Annotated in this window: 14 protein-coding genes; 6 read left to right on the top strand and 8 right to left on the bottom strand. The window is 63.1% G+C overall.

The annotated features are described in order from the left end of the window. A partial coding sequence (glyA, locus tag HMPREF3173_RS22285; protein WP_256544543.1) for a serine hydroxymethyltransferase occupies positions 1-998 on the top strand: 998 nt, incomplete at its 5' end. A gap of 109 nt (positions 999-1107) precedes the next feature. Here the strand turns inward: glyA and yjiA are convergent. The 3 genes from yjiA to HMPREF3173_RS22270 form a co-directional block, all read right to left on the bottom strand. Next, positions 1108-2085, bottom strand: coding sequence for a GTPase (gene yjiA, locus HMPREF3173_RS22280; protein ID WP_070576831.1), 978 nt, complete (start codon positions 2083-2085; stop codon positions 1108-1110). 192 nt (positions 2086-2277) lie between these two features. After that, positions 2278-2475, bottom strand: coding sequence for a YbdD/YjiX family protein (locus HMPREF3173_RS22275; protein ID WP_008094130.1), 198 nt, complete (start codon positions 2473-2475; stop codon positions 2278-2280). A gap of 18 nt (positions 2476-2493) precedes the next feature. Then, positions 2494-4560 (bottom strand): carbon starvation CstA family protein, encoded by a 2067-nt coding sequence (locus HMPREF3173_RS22270; RefSeq protein ID WP_043208433.1) that lies wholly within the window; start codon positions 4558-4560, stop codon positions 2494-2496. Between the two features lie 170 nt (positions 4561-4730). Here HMPREF3173_RS22270 and HMPREF3173_RS22265 point away from each other — a divergent pair, with 170 nt between their 5' ends. Both HMPREF3173_RS22265 and HMPREF3173_RS22260 read left to right on the top strand, forming a co-directional pair. Next, positions 4731-5096: a PilZ domain-containing protein gene (locus HMPREF3173_RS22265; RefSeq protein ID WP_043208430.1), complete on the top strand. Its 366-nt coding sequence runs from the start codon at positions 4731-4733 to the stop codon at positions 5094-5096. Positions 5097-5357: 261 nt separating this feature from the next. Then, positions 5358-6875 (top strand): nucleobase:cation symporter-2 family protein, encoded by a 1518-nt coding sequence (locus HMPREF3173_RS22260; protein ID WP_043208427.1) that lies wholly within the window; start codon positions 5358-5360, stop codon positions 6873-6875. Between the two features lie 125 nt (positions 6876-7000). Here HMPREF3173_RS22260 and radA read toward each other — a convergent pair whose 3' ends face one another. Then, complete coding sequence (gene radA, locus HMPREF3173_RS22255) at positions 7001-8368, bottom strand: DNA repair protein RadA (protein ID WP_043208425.1); 1368 nt, start codon at positions 8366-8368, stop codon at positions 7001-7003. 175 nt (positions 8369-8543) lie between these two features. On the opposite strand from radA, the gene mscL reads away from it, so the two are divergent. Then, positions 8544-8954 carry a large-conductance mechanosensitive channel protein MscL gene (mscL, locus tag HMPREF3173_RS22250; protein ID WP_070576828.1) on the top strand — a complete coding sequence of 137 codons (411 nt, stop codon included), beginning with the start codon at positions 8544-8546 and terminating at the stop codon, positions 8952-8954. A gap of 81 nt (positions 8955-9035) precedes the next feature. Here mscL and HMPREF3173_RS22245 read toward each other — a convergent pair whose 3' ends face one another. Next, positions 9036-9812, bottom strand: a complete 777-nt coding sequence (locus HMPREF3173_RS22245) for a ferredoxin--NADP reductase (protein ID WP_070576825.1) — start codon at positions 9810-9812, stop codon at positions 9036-9038. 169 nt (positions 9813-9981) lie between these two features. Here HMPREF3173_RS22245 and HMPREF3173_RS22240 point away from each other — a divergent pair, with 169 nt between their 5' ends. Next, complete coding sequence (locus HMPREF3173_RS22240; protein WP_070576823.1) at positions 9982-11106, top strand: methyltransferase; 1125 nt, start codon at positions 9982-9984, stop codon at positions 11104-11106. A gap of 31 nt (positions 11107-11137) precedes the next feature. Here the strand turns inward: HMPREF3173_RS22240 and HMPREF3173_RS22235 are convergent, their stop codons facing one another. From HMPREF3173_RS22235 to HMPREF3173_RS22225, 3 genes are read right to left on the bottom strand one after another with little or no spacing between them, the layout of a single operon-like run. Continuing rightward, the gene (locus HMPREF3173_RS22235) at positions 11138-11278 is read right to left on the bottom strand and encodes a DUF2474 domain-containing protein (protein ID WP_070576820.1); all 141 of its coding nucleotides are present in this window, start codon (positions 11276-11278) and stop codon (positions 11138-11140) included. A gap of 11 nt (positions 11279-11289) precedes the next feature. Beyond that, entirely contained in the window at positions 11290-12297 is a 1008-nt protein-coding gene (gene cydB, locus HMPREF3173_RS22230; protein ID WP_043208417.1) for a cytochrome d ubiquinol oxidase subunit II, read from the bottom strand. 3 nt (positions 12298-12300) lie between these two features. Next, positions 12301-13737, bottom strand: a complete 1437-nt coding sequence (locus HMPREF3173_RS22225) for a cytochrome ubiquinol oxidase subunit I (RefSeq protein ID WP_070576815.1) — start codon at positions 13735-13737, stop codon at positions 12301-12303. 341 nt (positions 13738-14078) lie between these two features. On the opposite strand from HMPREF3173_RS22225, the gene HMPREF3173_RS22220 reads away from it, so the two are divergent. Then, entirely contained in the window at positions 14079-15299 is a 1221-nt protein-coding gene (locus tag HMPREF3173_RS22220) for an MFS transporter (RefSeq protein WP_070576812.1), read from the top strand. The last annotated feature ends 136 nt before the right edge of the window (positions 15300-15435 follow it).

The raw sequence follows: 15435 nt of genomic DNA, 5'->3' as shown, positions 1-15435 counted from the left end.
TCGGCGCCGACTACGCCAACGTCCAGCCGCACGCCGGCTCCCAGGCCAACGCCGCCGTCTACCTGGCCCTGCTGTCGGCCGGTGACACCATCCTGGGCATGAGCCTGGCCCACGGTGGCCACCTGACCCACGGCGCCGCCGTGAGCTCCTCCGGCAAGCTGTACAACGCCATCCAGTACGGCATCGACAGCAACGGCCTGATCGACTACGACGAAGTCGAGCGCCTGGCAGTCGAGCACAAGCCGAAGATGATCGTCGCGGGCTTCTCGGCCTACTCGCAGGTCCTGGACTTCGCCCGCTTCCGCGCCATCGCCGACAAGGTCGGTGCCTACCTGTTCGTCGACATGGCCCACGTTGCCGGCCTGGTCGCCGCTGGCGTCTACCCAAACCCTGTTCCGTTCGCCGACGTGGTCACCACCACCACCCACAAGACCCTGCGCGGTCCACGCGGCGGCCTGATCCTCGCGCGCAAGAACGAAGAAATCGAGAAGAAGCTCAACTCGGCCGTCTTCCCAGGCGCCCAGGGCGGCCCGCTGGAGCACGTCATCGCCGCCAAGGCGATCTGCTTCAAGGAAGCACTGCAGCCTGAGTTCAAGGCTTACCAGCAGCAGGTCGTGAAGAACGCCCAGGCCATGGCCAGCGTGTTCATCGAACGTGGCTTCGACGTCGTTTCCGGCGGCACCCAGAACCACCTGTTCCTGCTGTCGCTGATCAAGCAGGACATCTCCGGTAAGGACGCCGACGCCGCCCTGGGCAAGGCCTTCATCACCGTCAACAAGAACTCGGTCCCGAACGATCCACGCTCCCCGTTCGTCACCTCGGGCCTGCGTTTCGGCACCCCAGCCGTCACCACCCGTGGCTTCAAGGAAGCCGAGTGCCGCGAGCTGGCCGGCTGGATCTGCGACATCCTCGCCGACCTGAACAACGAAGCGGTGATCGACGCCGTTCGCGAGAAGGTCAAGGCCATCTGCAAGAAGCTGCCGGTGTACGGCAACTGATCGGCAATCGCCTGATGTAAAAAAGCCCGGCCTTGTGCCGGGCTTTTTCATTGTGCGTAAGACGGGCGATGCTTTCGGCTTGCCCAGCGATCAGTTGCGGGCTCAGTTGCTAGCCTTGGCTCAACGCCTCGAACCCTGCCCGGATCTTCTCTTCCGGCAGCTCATCGGCAATGAACACCATCACGCTTTCCCGCTTCTCGCCCTCGGCCCACTCGGCGTCCCAGTCGAAGCCATACAGCTTCAGTACCCCCTGGAACACCAAGCGGCGGTCCTCACCGGCGATGTTCAGCACGCCTTTGTAACGCAGCAATTGCTTGCCATGGCTTTCCAGCAGCTCGTTCATGAAGTCGCTGAGGCGGTCGATGTCCAGCGGGGTGTCGGTACGCAGCACGAGGGTCGAGATACGATCCGGGGTAGCGGGCTTGAGCACCGGTCGCAACGCGGGCTTGAGGTTGGCGCCCAAGTCGGTATTGAGGTTGAAGCCGCGCACATCCAGCAACTCGGCCAAATCGATGCGGCCATGCTCGACCACGCGGATCGCGGCACGACCGTTGATGCGGGACAGGCGCTGCTCCAAGGCCTTCACACCTTCAGGCTCGACCAGGTCGGTCTTGCTCAGCAGCAGGCGGTCGGCGAAACCGACCTGGGCCTGCGCGATGGCCTGGGTGAGGTGCACCTCGGCGTGCGCGGCATCAACCAGGGTGATGATGCCGTCCAGCAGGTAGCGCTCGCGCAGGTCTTCGTCGATGAAGAAGGTCTGCGCCACCGGAGCCGGGTCAGCCAGGCCCGTGCATTCGATCACCAGGCGGTCGAAAGCGATCTCGCCGGCATCCAGGCGCTCAAGCAGCAAGTACAGGGCCTTGGTCAGGTCGGTGTGGATGGTGCAGCACACGCAGCCGTTGGCCAGGGTCATGACCTGTACCGGCTCGTCACCGAGCAGCTGGCTGTCGATGCCTGCTTCACTGAACTCGTTTTCGATCACGGCGATCTTCAGGCCATGCTCGGCCTTGAGCATGTGCTTGAGCAGAGTGGTCTTGCCGGCACCGAGAAAGCCGGTCAGCACCGTCACGGGAATAGGCGTTTGCACGCAGTCGTCTCCTGAAGCTGATAAGAATTGCGCGAGGCCGCAAGCAATAAACCTGTGGGAGCGGGCTTGCCTGCGAATGCGCCAGTGAACTCACCGACGTTTTCGCGGGTAAACCCGCTCCCACAGGTTCTGCTACTCAATGAGGGGCGTGATGTTCAATGAGAGGCCGGAGCCGACCTCCCAAGGGTTGCGTCAACAGCACTTGGGGCCGGACTTGCCACCGTAACGGGCCTCCTGACGCTCACGGAAGAACGCCTCGTAGCTCATCACCGGCTTGTCCGGGTGCTTGGTCTGCATGTGCTCGACATAGTTGTCGTAGTCAGGCATGCCGACCATCAGGCGGGCTGCCTGGCCCAGGTACTTACCCAGTCGCCCCAGGTCGTTGAACATCACTGCATTCCTCTTCGGTTACGCGTCAGGCAAGGCCTGGAACGGAGTTTCCTTGTCGCTGCGCTCCTTGCGGCCCAGGGCGGCGATGCCGACCTTGATCGCGAAGATCAGCACGCTGAACACCACCACCAGGAACAACACGGTCAGGCCCGCGTTGGTATAGGCGTTGTAGATCACGTGCTGCATCTGGCCAATGTCCTTGGCCGGCGCCAGCACCTGGCCTGCGTCCAGCGCGACGCTGTACTTGTTGGCCAGGGCCAGGAAGCCCACTGCCGGGTTCGGATCGAACAGCTTGATCAGGCCCGCGGCGGTGGTGCAAATCAGCAGCCAGGCCGCCGGCAGCAGGGTGACCCAGACGTACTGCTGGCGCTTCATCTTGATCAGCACCACGGTGCCAAGCATCAGGGCGATACCGGCCAGCATCTGGTTGGAGATGCCGAACAGCGGCCACAAGGTGTTGATACCACCGAGCGGATCGATCACCCCTTGGTACAGCAGATAGCCCCACAAGGCCACGCAGCCTGCGGTACCCACCAGGTTGGCACCCCACGAGTCGGTACGCTTGAGGGCCGGAACGAAGCTGCCCAGCAGGTCCTGCAGCATGAAGCGACCGGCACGGGTACCGGCGTCCACCGCGGTGAGGATGAACAGCGCCTCGAACAGGATCGCGAAGTGGTACCAGAACGCCATGGTGTTATCGCCCGGCAACACTTGGTGCAGGATCTGGGCGATCCCCACCGCCAGGGTCGGCGCACCACCGGCACGGGCCAGGACAGTGTGCTCGCCGATGTCACGGGCGGTGGCCTCGAGCTGCTCGGGAGTGATCAGGAAGCCCCAACTGCTGACGGTCTGGGCGACCGACGCAACGTCGGCACCGACTACCGCAGCCGGACTGTTCATGGCGAAGTACACACCCGGCTCGATCACCGAGGCGGCGACCATGGCCATGATGGCGACGAACGACTCCATCAGCATGCCGCCGTAGCCGATGTACCGAGCGTTGACTTCGTTGTCCAGCAGCTTGGGCGTAGTTCCCGAAGAGATCAGCGCATGGAAGCCGGACACCGCGCCACAGGCAATGGTGATGAACAGGAACGGGAACAGGGTGCCCTTCCAGACAGGGCCGGTACCGTCGGTGAACTGGGTCAGGGCCGGCATCTTCAGTTCCGGCGCGATGATCAGGATACCGATGGCCAAGCCCACGATGGTGCCGATCTTGAGGAAAGTCGACAGATAGTCACGCGGCGCCAGCACCAGCCATACCGGCAGCACGGCAGCTACGAAGCCATAACCGACCAGCATCCAGGTGATCTGCACGCCGGTGAAGGTGAACGCCGGGCCCCAGACCGGATCGGCCGCCACCTGGCCCCCCAGCCAGATCGACAGCAAGAGCAGTACCACGCCGATGATCGAGATCTCGCCGATGCGTCCCGGACGGATGTAGCGCATGTACACGCCCATGAACATCGCGATCGGGATGGTCGCCATCACCGTGAACATGCCCCATGGGCTCTCGGCCAGGGCCTTGACCACGATCAGCGCCAGCACCGCGAGGATGATGATCATGATCAGGAAGCAGCCGAACAGGGCGATGGTGCCGGGGATGCGGCCCATTTCCTCACGGACCATGTCCCCAAGGGAACGGCCGTTACGGCGAGTGGACAGGAACAGGATCATGAAGTCCTGGACCGCACCTGCCAGCACGACGCCTGCAATCAGCCAGAGCGTGCCGGGCAGGTAGCCCATCTGCGCGGCAAGCACCGGACCGACCAAGGGGCCTGCGCCGGCAATGGCCGCGAAGTGGTGACCGAAGAGAATGTGTTTGTTGGTCGGGACGTAGTCCAGGCCATCGTTGTTGAGCACCGCCGGTGTGGCCCGACGGGGATCGAGTTGCATCACCTTGGTGGCGATGAACAGGCTGTAGTAGCGATAGGCGACCAGGTAGATGGCCACTGCCGCGACCACGATCCACAAGGCGTTGATCGCCTCGCCGCGACGCAGGGCGACCACACCCAGCGCGCAGGCTCCTATGACTGCCAGCGCCAGCCACGGAATGTGGCGTAGCAGGCTATTATTGTTGTTCATGGTTTACTTCCAGCTGGTGGATTGGAAAAAGACCGCCCATCGAGTCTAGGGCGTGTCATCGCGCATTGCCACACTTGCTTTGGTCTAGAGCCTTTGCGGCCCGATTCAGGTACCGGTAGGACATACACAATCAACTATAGTCAGGAAGTACCCCCCGGAGGGCCTGCCCCATGAGCGAACACGACGAACGCCGCCGTTTCCTGCGCATAGATTTCGACGCCCCCACCGAACTGCGCCAGGGCCTCAAACGCTGGCCGGTAAAGCTGCTCGATCTCTCGCTGAAGGGCCTGTTGATCGAAAGGCCAGAACCCTGGGATGCGGACCTGACCCAGGATTTCGACGCCATCATCCACCTCGACCCGAAAAATCACGTGAGCATGCAGGTCGAATTGCGCCACGAAGAACCCACCCGCCTGGGCTTCGTCTGCCTGTATATCGATATCGACTCGATGACGCATTTGCACCGTCTTGTGGAGCTGAACGTGGCCGACGGCACCGAAATGATGCGCGAGCTGCGCGAACTCATCGAATATTGATATCTCTTAGCCTGCTAACGTTCTAGCCTCAATGTGTTTCCTGTCTACCCAGACAGCTTTCTGTCGGCTGGTGGACAGGATGTACACACCCCTCTAGCACCGCCTCTGACACTTTGGAACACAACCTGCATTCACTTGTAGCGCACGTGGCGGTTACCTGCGTCCGTGCTCCGATCAAAATCTTGTATACAATTCATATGGTATTTGTTTGTAGGAATTGTCTACAGTAGCGGCACAACAATAAACAAGTGAGCCTGCTCCATGACTACGTCCCCTAGCACGTCTCCCACCAAACGTCCCGAAGACGAAAATCTCGGGCTTGGTGCCAACTTGGCTTATGGTCTGCAACACGTATTGACCATGTATGGGGGCATCGTTGCCGTACCCCTGATCCTCGGCCAGGCCGCAGGCCTGGCACCTGCGGAAATCGGTATCCTGATCGCCGCATCGTTGTTCGCAGGCGGTCTGGCGACCTTGCTGCAGACCCTGGGCCTGCCGTTCTTCGGCTGTCAGCTACCGCTGGTGCAAGGGGTTTCGTTCGCCGGCGTGGCAACCATGGGCGCCATTCTCAGCAGCCAGGACGGCGGCGGTCTTCCAGGTGTACTCGGTGCGGTCATGGCGGCGTCGTTCATCGGCTTCTTGATCACGCCGGTGTTCTCGCGCATTACCAAGTTCTTCCCTCCGCTGGTGACCGGCATCGTCATCACCACCATCGGCCTGACCCTAATGCCCGTCGCCGCACGCTGGGTCATGGGCGGCAACAGTGCCTCGCCGGAGTTCGGCAGCGTGGCCAACATCGGCTTGGCAGCACTGACCTTCGCCATCGTCCTGGTGCTGAGCAAGCTGGGCAGCGCGACCATCTCGCGCCTGTCGATCCTGCTGGCCATGGTCATCGGCACTCTGATCGCCTGGTCGCTGGGCATGACCGACTTCAGCAAAGTCACCGAAGGTCCGATCTTCGCCTTCCCCACCCCGTTCCACTTCGGCATGCCGACCTTCCACATCGCCGCGATCCTGTCGATGTGCATCGTGATCATGGTGACCCTGGTGGAAACCTCGGCAGACATCCTTGCCGTGGGTGAGATCATCGACACCAAGGTCGACTCCAAGCGTCTGGGCAACGGCCTGCGCGCCGACATGGCCTCGAGCATCCTGGCGCCGATCTTCGGCTCCTTCACCCAGAGCGCCTTCGCCCAGAACGTCGGCCTGGTGGCCGTGACCGGGGTCAAGAGCCGCTATGTGGTGGCTACCGGTGGCGTCATCCTGGTGATATTGGGCCTGCTGCCAATCATGGGCCGCATCATCGCTGCGGTACCGACCCCAGTCCTGGGCGGCGCCGGCATCGTATTGTTCGGCACCGTGGCAGCCAGCGGCATCCGCACCCTGTCGACAGTCAGCTACAAGAACAACGTCAACCTGATCATCGTCGCTGCCTCCCTGGGCTTCGGCATGATCCCGATCGCTGCGCCGACCTTCTACCACAACTTCCCGAGCTGGTTCGAAACCATCTTCCACTCCGGCATCAGCTCGGCAGCGATCATGGCGATCTTGCTGAACCTGCTGTTCAACCACCTCAAGACCGGCAACTCGGACCAGCAGTCGGTATTCGCCGCCGCCTACGAGCGCACCATCCAATACTCGGACATCTCCTGCCTGCGTGATGGCGACTACTTTAAAGACGGCAAGCTGTTCGACGCCGACGGCAACGAAGTGCCTGTGATGGAGCTCGATGAGCATGGCAACGAGGCGCCCCGGCGCAAAGCGTTAGCCGAGCACTGATCGCCCGCAGAGGTGGTCGAGGGGAGCCGATGCGCATCGTCGGCTCCCCTTTTTCTTTGTTCTAGACAAACCCGATGGCGCGGTGTGCTCTTCGCGGGTAAACCCGCGAAAGGGCCGCCGCGATGTCACTCGAACAGCGCATCCAGCGCCTGCTCCAGGCGCGTCACGGCAATGACCTGCAAGCCCGCCGGCGCCTCCTTTGGCGCATTGCCCTTGGGCACGATGGCGCGCTTGAAGCCATGCTTGGCCGCTTCCTTGAGGCGCTCCTGGCCGCTGGGTACCGGACGCACTTCGCCAGACAGGCCGATCTCGCCGAACACCAGCAGCCCATGGGCCAGCGGGCGGTTGCGCAGGCTGGACATCACTGCCGCGAGCAACGCCAGGTCAGAAGCCGTCTCCAGCACCTTCACCCCACCCACTACGTTGAGGAACACGTCCTGGTCATGGGTGGGAATGCCGCCGTGTCGATGCAGGACCGCCAGCAACATGGCCAGGCGGTTCTGGTCCAGGCCCAGGGTGACCCGCCGTGGGTTGGCCAGGTGGCTGTCATCCACCAGCGCCTGGACTTCCACCAGCATCGGCCGGGTGCCCTCCCAGGTCGCCATCACCACGCTGCCCGGAACTTCCTCCTGGGTGCGGTTGAGGAAGATCGCCGACGGGTTGGAGACCTCCTTGAGCCCACGGTCGGTCATGCCGAACACGCCCAGTTCGTTGACCGCGCCGAAGCGGTTCTTCACCGCCCGCAGCAGACGCAGGCGGCCGTCGGACTCGCCCTCGAAATACAGCACGGTATCGACCATGTGCTCCAGCACCCGCGGGCCAGCGAGCGAGCCTTCCTTGGTGACATGGCCCACCAGGAAGATTGCCGTACCGCTTTGCTTGGCATAGCGCACCAGCAAGGCCGTGCTTTCGCGCACCTGGGCTACGCCGCCGGGAGCTGACTGCAACTGTTCAGTGAAGATGGTCTGGATCGAGTCGATGACCATGACCCGGGGTTTTTCCACCCGTGCGGTGGCGATGATCGTCTCGATACAAGTCTCGGTCATCACCTTGAGCTGCTCCTGGGGCAACCCCAGGCGACGCGAACGCATGGCTACCTGCTGCTGGGATTCCTCCCCGGTGACGTACAGGGCCGGCATGCGAGTGGCGATGTTGCACAGGGTCTGCAGAAGGATGGTCGACTTGCCGATGCCCGGATCGCCGCCGATGAGTACCACCGAGCCATCCACCAGCCCCCCGCCCAGCACTCGGTCAAGCTCGGTGCTGCTGGTGGTGAAGCGTGGGATCTCCTCGACGCTGACTTCGGCCAGGGTCTTGATCTGCGCCTGCTGCCCGGCCCAGCCGGTACGCCCGGCCGGGGCCGCGGCGCCACCGCTTTCGATCATGGTCTCGACCAGTGTGTTCCAGGCCCCGCATTCGCCGCATTGGCCAGCCCATTTGGGAAAGGTTGCGCCGCACTCGGTGCAGCCATACAAGCGCTTGGCCTTGGCCATGGGCTCAGTCTCCTGGAAAAAATCGCCATGATAGCCGAGCCGGACGTGTCTCGAATGCGCCGGGAGGCGACAAAACTATTCGCTCTAAGCGAAGTCTGTAATCGCGATGCAACGCATGAAGCGCATTGCTGGCTTACACTGCGATTACCTCTCCATTTGTTACAAGGAATAAACCATGGGCATGCTCAGTGAATTCAAGGCCTTCGCGGTCAAGGGAAATGTCGTCGACATGGCAGTCGGTATCATCATCGGAGCGGCCTTTGGCAAGATCGTATCGTCCTTCGTCGGCGACGTGGTCATGCCACCGCTGGGTCTGTTGATTGGCGGCGTGGACTTCAGCGACCTGGCCGTCACCCTCAAGGCGGCCGAAGGTGACGTGCCGGCGGTAGTGCTGGCGTATGGCAAGTTCATCCAGACGGTGATCGACTTCCTGATCGTTGCCTTCGCCATCTTCATGGGCGTCAAGGTGATCAACCGCCTCAAGCGCGAAGAAGCCGCGGCGCCGAGCGCACCGCCCGTGCCGAGCGCCGAGGAAACCCTGCTGACCGAGATCCGCGACCTGCTCAAGGCGCAGAACCGGCAGTAAGCTGCAAGCTGCAAGCTGCAAGCGAACAGGGTGGATTCCACACCCACTTGCAGCTTGAACCTTGCAGCTTGACGCTTCCAACTACCAGTAATTCTCCACGGCCACCTGCCCCGGCCGCTTGCTCAGGCTCAACTGCAGGTCCCGCGCTTTCAGGACCTTGCGCGTGTCATCGATCATCTGCGGGTTGCCGCACAGCATGATCCGCGAATGCTCCGGCGACAGCGCCAAGCCCGCCGCCCTTTCCAGCTCACCGTTTTCGATCAGCGTGGTGATCCGCGCATTCAGCGCCCCGGGATACGTCTCACGAGTGACCACGGGGATGAACTGCAACTTGCCCGCGAACTCGGCAAGATACTCCCGTTGCTCGAGGCCTGCGATCAGATCCAGGTAGGCCAGCTCCTTCGCTTCACGCACCGAGTACACCAGCTTGATGTGCTCGAAACGCTCCCAGGCCTCGAAGTCTTGCAGGATCGACATGAACGGCGCGATACCAGTGCCGGTCGCCAGCAGCCACAGGTCGCGACCGCCAACGAAGCGGTCGAGGGTCAGGTAACCGAAGGCCTGGCGGTCGATCAACAAGGTGTCGCCCTCCCCCAGACGGCTCAACTCGCTGGTGAACTCTCCTCCTGGCACGACGATGGAGAAAAAGTCCAGATGCTCGTCATGAGGTGCGCTGACCATCGAGTACGCCCGCCACACCACGCTGCCGTCGGCTTTGGTCACGCCCAGTCGGGCGAACTGCCCGGAGCGGAAGCGAAATCCAGGATCGCGAGTGACCCTCAGCGTGAACAGGCTGGGGGTAAGCGGCTGAACGTCAAGCAGGGTCTGGCGGGTGAACTTGTCGGCGCTGGCGGTCATGACGGACTCCATCGAGCAGGTGCGCCCAGTGTCGCGCAAAGCGCCAGGTATGAACACCGATGGTTTGTAGGGCCTCCATCGTACAAGCGGACGACAAAGCCCTGTAGAATCGCGCCTTTGAAGCTCGACGTGGCCTGCGTCGAGCAGATTGGTACCCGAGCCCTACGCCATGCCCCTGCTGACCAGCCCTTTCGCCGAACTCGACCTCATCCGCCAGCCTGAGCAGGCCAACGACCCCTTGCAGGCCTTCGACGCCGCCGACCAGTACCTGCTGGAGCACCTGGCCAGCCAGGCGCCTGCCGCCGATTGCCGGGTACTGGTGCTCAACGACAGCTTTGGCGCGCTGGCCGCCAGCCTGGCAGGCCATTTGCCGGTAGTCAGCAGCGGCGATTCCCACCTGGGCCGCCTGGCGCTGGAGAAGAACCTGGTGCGCAACGGCAAGCCGTTCGACAGCGTGCCCTTCGTTCCCGCCAGCGAGGCCTGGCAAGGCATGTTCGACCGGGTCCTGGTGCGGGTACCCAAGACCCTGGCCCTGCTCGAAGAGCAACTGATCCGCCTACAAGGCCACCTGGCCCCCGGCGCGGAGGTGATCGCGGGCGCCATGATCAAGCACCTGCCGCGAGCGGCAGGTGACCTGATGGAAAAGTACATTGGCCCGGTCCAGGCATCGCTGGCCCAGAAAAAAGCCCGGCTGCTGACCGCCACCGTTGCCGAACGCCCGCTCGCCCGCTCACCCTATCCCACCCGTTATAGCCTGGATGCGCCGGCCCTGGAGCTGATCAACCACGCCAATGTGTTCTGCCGCGAAGGGCTAGACATCGGCACGCGCGCCTTCCTTCCACACCTGCCGCGCAACCTGGGGCAGGCGCGGGTCGCGGACCTTGGCTGCGGCAATGGCGTGCTGGCCATCGCCAGTGCCCTGGCCAATCCCGAGGCGCATTACACGCTGGTGGACGAGTCGTACATGGCTGTGCAGTCTGCCCGTGAGAATTGGCAGGCGGCGCTGGGTGGGCGGGACGCGGAAATCCGCGCCGCCGACGGTCTGGCGGGGCAGGAGAAACAGTCGCTGGACGTGGTGCTGTGCAACCCGCCGTTCCATCAGCAACAGGTGATCGGGGACTTTCTAGCCTGGCGCATGTTCCAGCAGGCCCGTGAAGCGTTGGTGGTAGGAGGGGCGCTGTACATCGTCGGCAACCGCCACCTGGGCTATCACAGCAAGCTGGGGCGGTTGTTCAGAGGGGTGGAGCAAGTGGCGGCGACCCCCAAGTTCGTGATCCTCAAAGCACGCAAGTAACCTGATTGGGGCCGCCTTGCGGCCCCAGGGTTCAGTGGGTACTCAATCCAGCCGCACTCATGAACATCCGCATCAGCCAGGCCACCACACCGAGGGCGGCCACGCTGCCCGCCCAGATCAGCAGCAGCCAGCCCAGGCGTTGCCACAAGGGCTTCTTCTGTTCAGCCATCATTGCCCGACCTCCTAGTGATAGCCCTGGTCATGGGTCACCTTGCCGCGGAACACGTAGTAGCTCCAGAAGGTGTAGCCCAGGATGAATGGCAGGATGAACAGCGTCCCCACCAGCATGAAGCCCTGGCTTTGCGGTGGTGCCGCGGCATCCCAGATGGAAATCGACGGTGGGATGATGTTCGGCCACAAGCTGATGCCAAGGCCGCTGTAACCCAGGAAGATCAGCACCAAGGTCAGCAAGAACGGGGTGTAATGCGCATTGCGCGCCACCGCCCGCAACAGGCCGTAGAAGGTCACCAACACCAGGATCGGCACCGGCATGAACCAAATCAGGTTGGGCATGCTGAACCAGCGGTCGGCGATCTGCGGGTAAGCCAGCGGTGTCCACAGGCTGACGATGCCGATCACCGCCAGCAACACCAGCGCCAGGGGCTTGCCCAGGGTGTGCATCTGCTCTTGCAACGGTCCTTCGGTCTTCATGATCAGCCAGGTGCAGCCGAGCAAGCTATAGGCGACGATCAGCCCCAGCCCGGAGAACAGACTGAATGGGGTCAACCAGTCGAAGGCTCCGCCCGCATAGTGACGATCGACCACCTTGAAGCCTTCGATGAAAGCGCCCAGGGCCACGCCCTGGAAGAAGGTCGCCACCAGCGAGCCCCAGATGAACGCCTTGTCCCAAAGATGACGCTTGTGCGCCGTGGCCTTGAAGCGGAACTCGAACGCCACGCCCCGGAAGATCAACCCAACCAGCATCAGGATCAACGGCAGGTACAGCGCTTCGAGCACCACCGAGTAGGCCATTGGGAAGGCACCGAACAGCCCCGCCCCGCCCAGCACCAGCCAGGTCTCGTTACCGTCCCACACGGGGGCAACGGTGTTCATCATCACATCCCGGTCACGCTCTGCCTTGACGAAGGGGAAGAGCATGCCGATCCCCAGGTCGAAGCCGTCCATCACTACATACATCATCACGCCGAAGATGATGATCACGGCCCAGATCAACGGAAGGTCGATACCCATGGCTCAGTTCCCCTTGCTCAGACTGGCGGAATCGGCCGGATGGCCCTCATCGGCGGCGGACAGCGGCCGCGCCGGCGTACGTTGCTGGCCAGGCCCGCCAGGATTGTGCTCGTCACCCTCGCCAGTCTTCGGCCCTTTGCGCACCAGACGCATCATGTAGCCCAGGCCGGTGCCGAACAGCGCGAAGTAGACCACCACGAAGATCACCAGCGTCAGGCCCAACTGGCCGTAGCTGTGGTTGGAAACCCCATCGGCGGTGCGCATCAGGCCGTAGACCACCCAGGGTTGGCGGCCGATTTCAGTGGTGAACCAGCCCGCCAGCAAGGCGATCAGACCCGACGGCCCCATCCACAACACCATGTGCAGGAAGGGACGCGAGCTGTACAGCGTGCCGCGCTTGCGCAGCCACAGGCTCCAGAAACCGACGGCGATCATCAGAAGGCCCAGGCCGACCATGATCCGGAACGACCAGAACACGATGGTCGAATTGGGGCGGTCTTCGGGCGGGAACTCCTTCATCGCCGGGACCTGCTTGTCCAGGCTATGGGTGAGGATCAGGCTGCCCAGTGCCGGGATCTCGATCTTGAAGTGGGTGGTCTCGGCCTTCATGTCCGGGATGCCGAACAGGATCAACGGTGTCGGCTCGCCAGGCTTGTTCTCCCAGTGACCCTCAATGGCGGCGATCTTCACCGGCTGATGCTTGAGGGTGTTCAAGCCATGGAAGTCACCGATCACCGCCTGGATCGGCGCAACGATCAGCGCCATCCACATGGCCATCGACAGCATCTTGCGTACAGCCGGATTGTCACGCCCGCGCAGCAGGTGCCAGGCAGCCGAGGCACCGACGAAGAAGGCCGTGGAGACGAACGCGGCAGTGGCCATGTGCATCAGGCGGAAGGGGAAGGAGGGGTTGAAGATCACCGCCAGCCAGTCCACCGGGACCACCCGGCCATCGATGATCTCGTGGCCCTGGGGCGTCTGCATCCAGCTGTTGGACGCCAGGATCCAGAAGGTCGAGACCAGGGTCCCGAGCGCCACCATGACCGTGGAGAAAAAGTGCAGGCCACGGCCGACACGGTTCCAGCCAAACAGCATGACACCCAAGAAGCCCGCCTCGAGGAAGAAGGCAGTGAGCACTTCGTAGGTCAGCAGAGGGCCGGTGATGGCGCCGGCGAAGTCGGAGAAGCGGCTCCAGTTGGTGCCGAACTGATACGCCATGACCAGGCCTGAGACCACGCCCATGCCGAAGTTGACGGCAAAGATCTTGGACCAGAAGTGGTAAAGGTCGCGGTAGGTGTTGTTGCCGGTCCTGAGCCAGAGGCCCTCCAGAACCGCCAGGTAGCTCGCCAGGCCAATGGTGATGGCCGGGAACAGGATGTGAAAGGACACGGTAAACGCAAACTGGATTCGGGCGAGCTCCAAGGCCTCTAAACCGAACATAGTGCTTCCTCTTCAGGTAATCCGGCGTCCGGGCTCGTGGCCCTGACGCCCACTGCCCCCACGGTTATCGAGTGCGCTGTCTTGGAATTGTTCTGTTCGATCGCAGGGATTGCGGCCGATGGCCGGATCGTTGCATTTGGAACGATTGACCCAAATCAACGATTGTTGGGAAGCATAGACCCGAATACACAGGCGAGCCGTGCGGTTGATTGCCGCGTGACCGGTTGTCCCACCGTCTTGAAGGGGTGTGAAAAAGCTGTCTGCCCCGGCAAACAGCAACCATTTGTTACAAACAGGTGATACCCTGCAGCGCCTCCACGTACCGAGGCCAAGGCTCACCGATGTCCGATCCCACCCCGCTTCTGCTCCGCCAGCATCGCCCCTTTTTGGCGTTCTGGCTGGCCCGTGTATTCACCGCCAGCGGCTTCCAGATGCTCACCGTGGCCATTGGCTGGCACCTCTACCAGTTGACCGGCAATGTACTGGACTTGGGCTTGGTCGGCCTGGTGGAATTTGCCCCGCGGGTGCTGTTCATGCTGCACACCGGACACGTCGCCGACCGCTATGACCGGCGCCGTGTCGCCGCCCTGTGCCAAAGCCTGCAGGCGCTGATCGCCTTGGCCCTGGCCGTGGGCAGCGCCACCGACAACGTCAGCCGTGAGCTGATCTTCGTGCTGGCCTTCCTGCTCGGTGCCACCCGCTCCTTCGAAATGCCGGCCACCCAGGCCCTGCTGCCCAATGTCGTACCGCCAGGGCTGTTCCCGCGGGCCGTGGCAGCATCGGCGTCGGCAACCCAGGCGGCGACCATCGTCGCTCCGGCCGTGGGTGGCTTTCTCTATGCCTTCGGCAGCATCTGGGTGTACGGACCGACCGTGGCGCTCTACGTCATCGCCTGCCTGCTGACCTTGAGCCTCGATGCCCGCCAGCAAGTGGCCCAACGCGGGCGCGCCAGCCTGGAGTCTCTGTTGGCCGGGATCCGCTTCATCCGTAGCCGCCCGGACATCTTCGGAGCGATCTCCCTGGACCTGTTCGCCGTGCTGCTCGGTGGTGCCACGGCCCTGCTGCCGGTGTTCGCCAAGGACATCCTGCTCACCGGCGCCTGGGGCCTGGGCCTGCTGCGCTCGGCGCCGGCGGTGGGGGCGCTGCTGATGTCACTGTGGCTGGCGCGCTTCCCGGTGGAGCGCAAGGTGGGTCTGACGATGTTCACTGCCGTCGGCGTGTTCGGCGTGGCCACCATCGCCTTCGGCCTGTCGACCTCGTTCTGGTTCTCCCTCGCGGTGCTGGTGGTACTGGGTGCGGCGGACATGATCAGCATGGTCATCCGTGGCGCCTTCGTGCAGTTGGAGACGCCGGACGAGATGCGCGGCCGGGTCAGCGCGGTGAACGGCCTGTTCATTGGCGCCTCGAACCAGCTCGGCGAGTTCGAGTCCGGCGTGACGGCCCACTGGTTCGGCACCGTGCCTGCTGTGGTGCTCGGTGGCGTGGGCACGCTGGTGGTGACCGGCACCTGGATGAAGCTGTTCCCGACCTTGGCCAAGCGCGACAGGCTGCACGGTGACTGATACGGCTCATTCGCGGGTAAGCCCGCTCCCACAAGGGTTGCGTCGGCTCCTGTTTCGATGCCCTGCAGGCCCTCTGTAGGAGCGGACTCCCCCGCGAACGGGCCAACGCGGCCAGCGGCCTTCCCACCGGCCATAG

The sequence above is a fragment of the Pseudomonas sp. HMSC08G10 genome (assembly GCF_001808425.1).
Classification (GTDB): domain Bacteria; phylum Pseudomonadota; class Gammaproteobacteria; order Pseudomonadales; family Pseudomonadaceae; genus Aquipseudomonas; species Aquipseudomonas guariconensis.
The sequence above is the reverse complement of the archived record's forward strand: the minus strand, read 5'-3'. Positions and strand labels throughout refer to the sequence as shown.

Coding starts and splice junctions, on each gene's coding strand:
- HMPREF3173_RS22270 (WP_043208433.1), bottom strand. CDS start 4,560: ATGAACAACAATAATAGCCTGCTACGCCACATTCCGTGGCTGGCGCTG.
- HMPREF3173_RS22265 (WP_043208430.1), top strand. CDS start 4,731: ATGAGCGAACACGACGAACGCCGCCGTTTCCTGCGCATAGATTTCGAC.
- HMPREF3173_RS22240 (WP_070576823.1), top strand. CDS start 9,982: ATGCCCCTGCTGACCAGCCCTTTCGCCGAACTCGACCTCATCCGCCAG.
- radA (WP_043208425.1), bottom strand. CDS start 8,368: ATGGCCAAGGCCAAGCGCTTGTATGGCTGCACCGAGTGCGGCGCAACC.
- cydB (WP_043208417.1), bottom strand. CDS start 12,297: ATGGGTATCGACCTTCCGTTGATCTGGGCCGTGATCATCATCTTCGGC.
- mscL (WP_070576828.1), top strand. CDS start 8,544: ATGGGCATGCTCAGTGAATTCAAGGCCTTCGCGGTCAAGGGAAATGTC.
- HMPREF3173_RS22245 (WP_070576825.1), bottom strand. CDS start 9,812: ATGACCGCCAGCGCCGACAAGTTCACCCGCCAGACCCTGCTTGACGTT.
- HMPREF3173_RS22225 (WP_070576815.1), bottom strand. CDS start 13,737: ATGTTCGGTTTAGAGGCCTTGGAGCTCGCCCGAATCCAGTTTGCGTTT.
- HMPREF3173_RS22235 (WP_070576820.1), bottom strand. CDS start 11,278: ATGATGGCTGAACAGAAGAAGCCCTTGTGGCAACGCCTGGGCTGGCTG.
- HMPREF3173_RS22260 (WP_043208427.1), top strand. CDS start 5,358: ATGACTACGTCCCCTAGCACGTCTCCCACCAAACGTCCCGAAGACGAA.
- HMPREF3173_RS22275 (WP_008094130.1), bottom strand. CDS start 2,475: ATGTTCAACGACCTGGGGCGACTGGGTAAGTACCTGGGCCAGGCAGCC.
- HMPREF3173_RS22220 (WP_070576812.1), top strand. CDS start 14,079: ATGTCCGATCCCACCCCGCTTCTGCTCCGCCAGCATCGCCCCTTTTTG.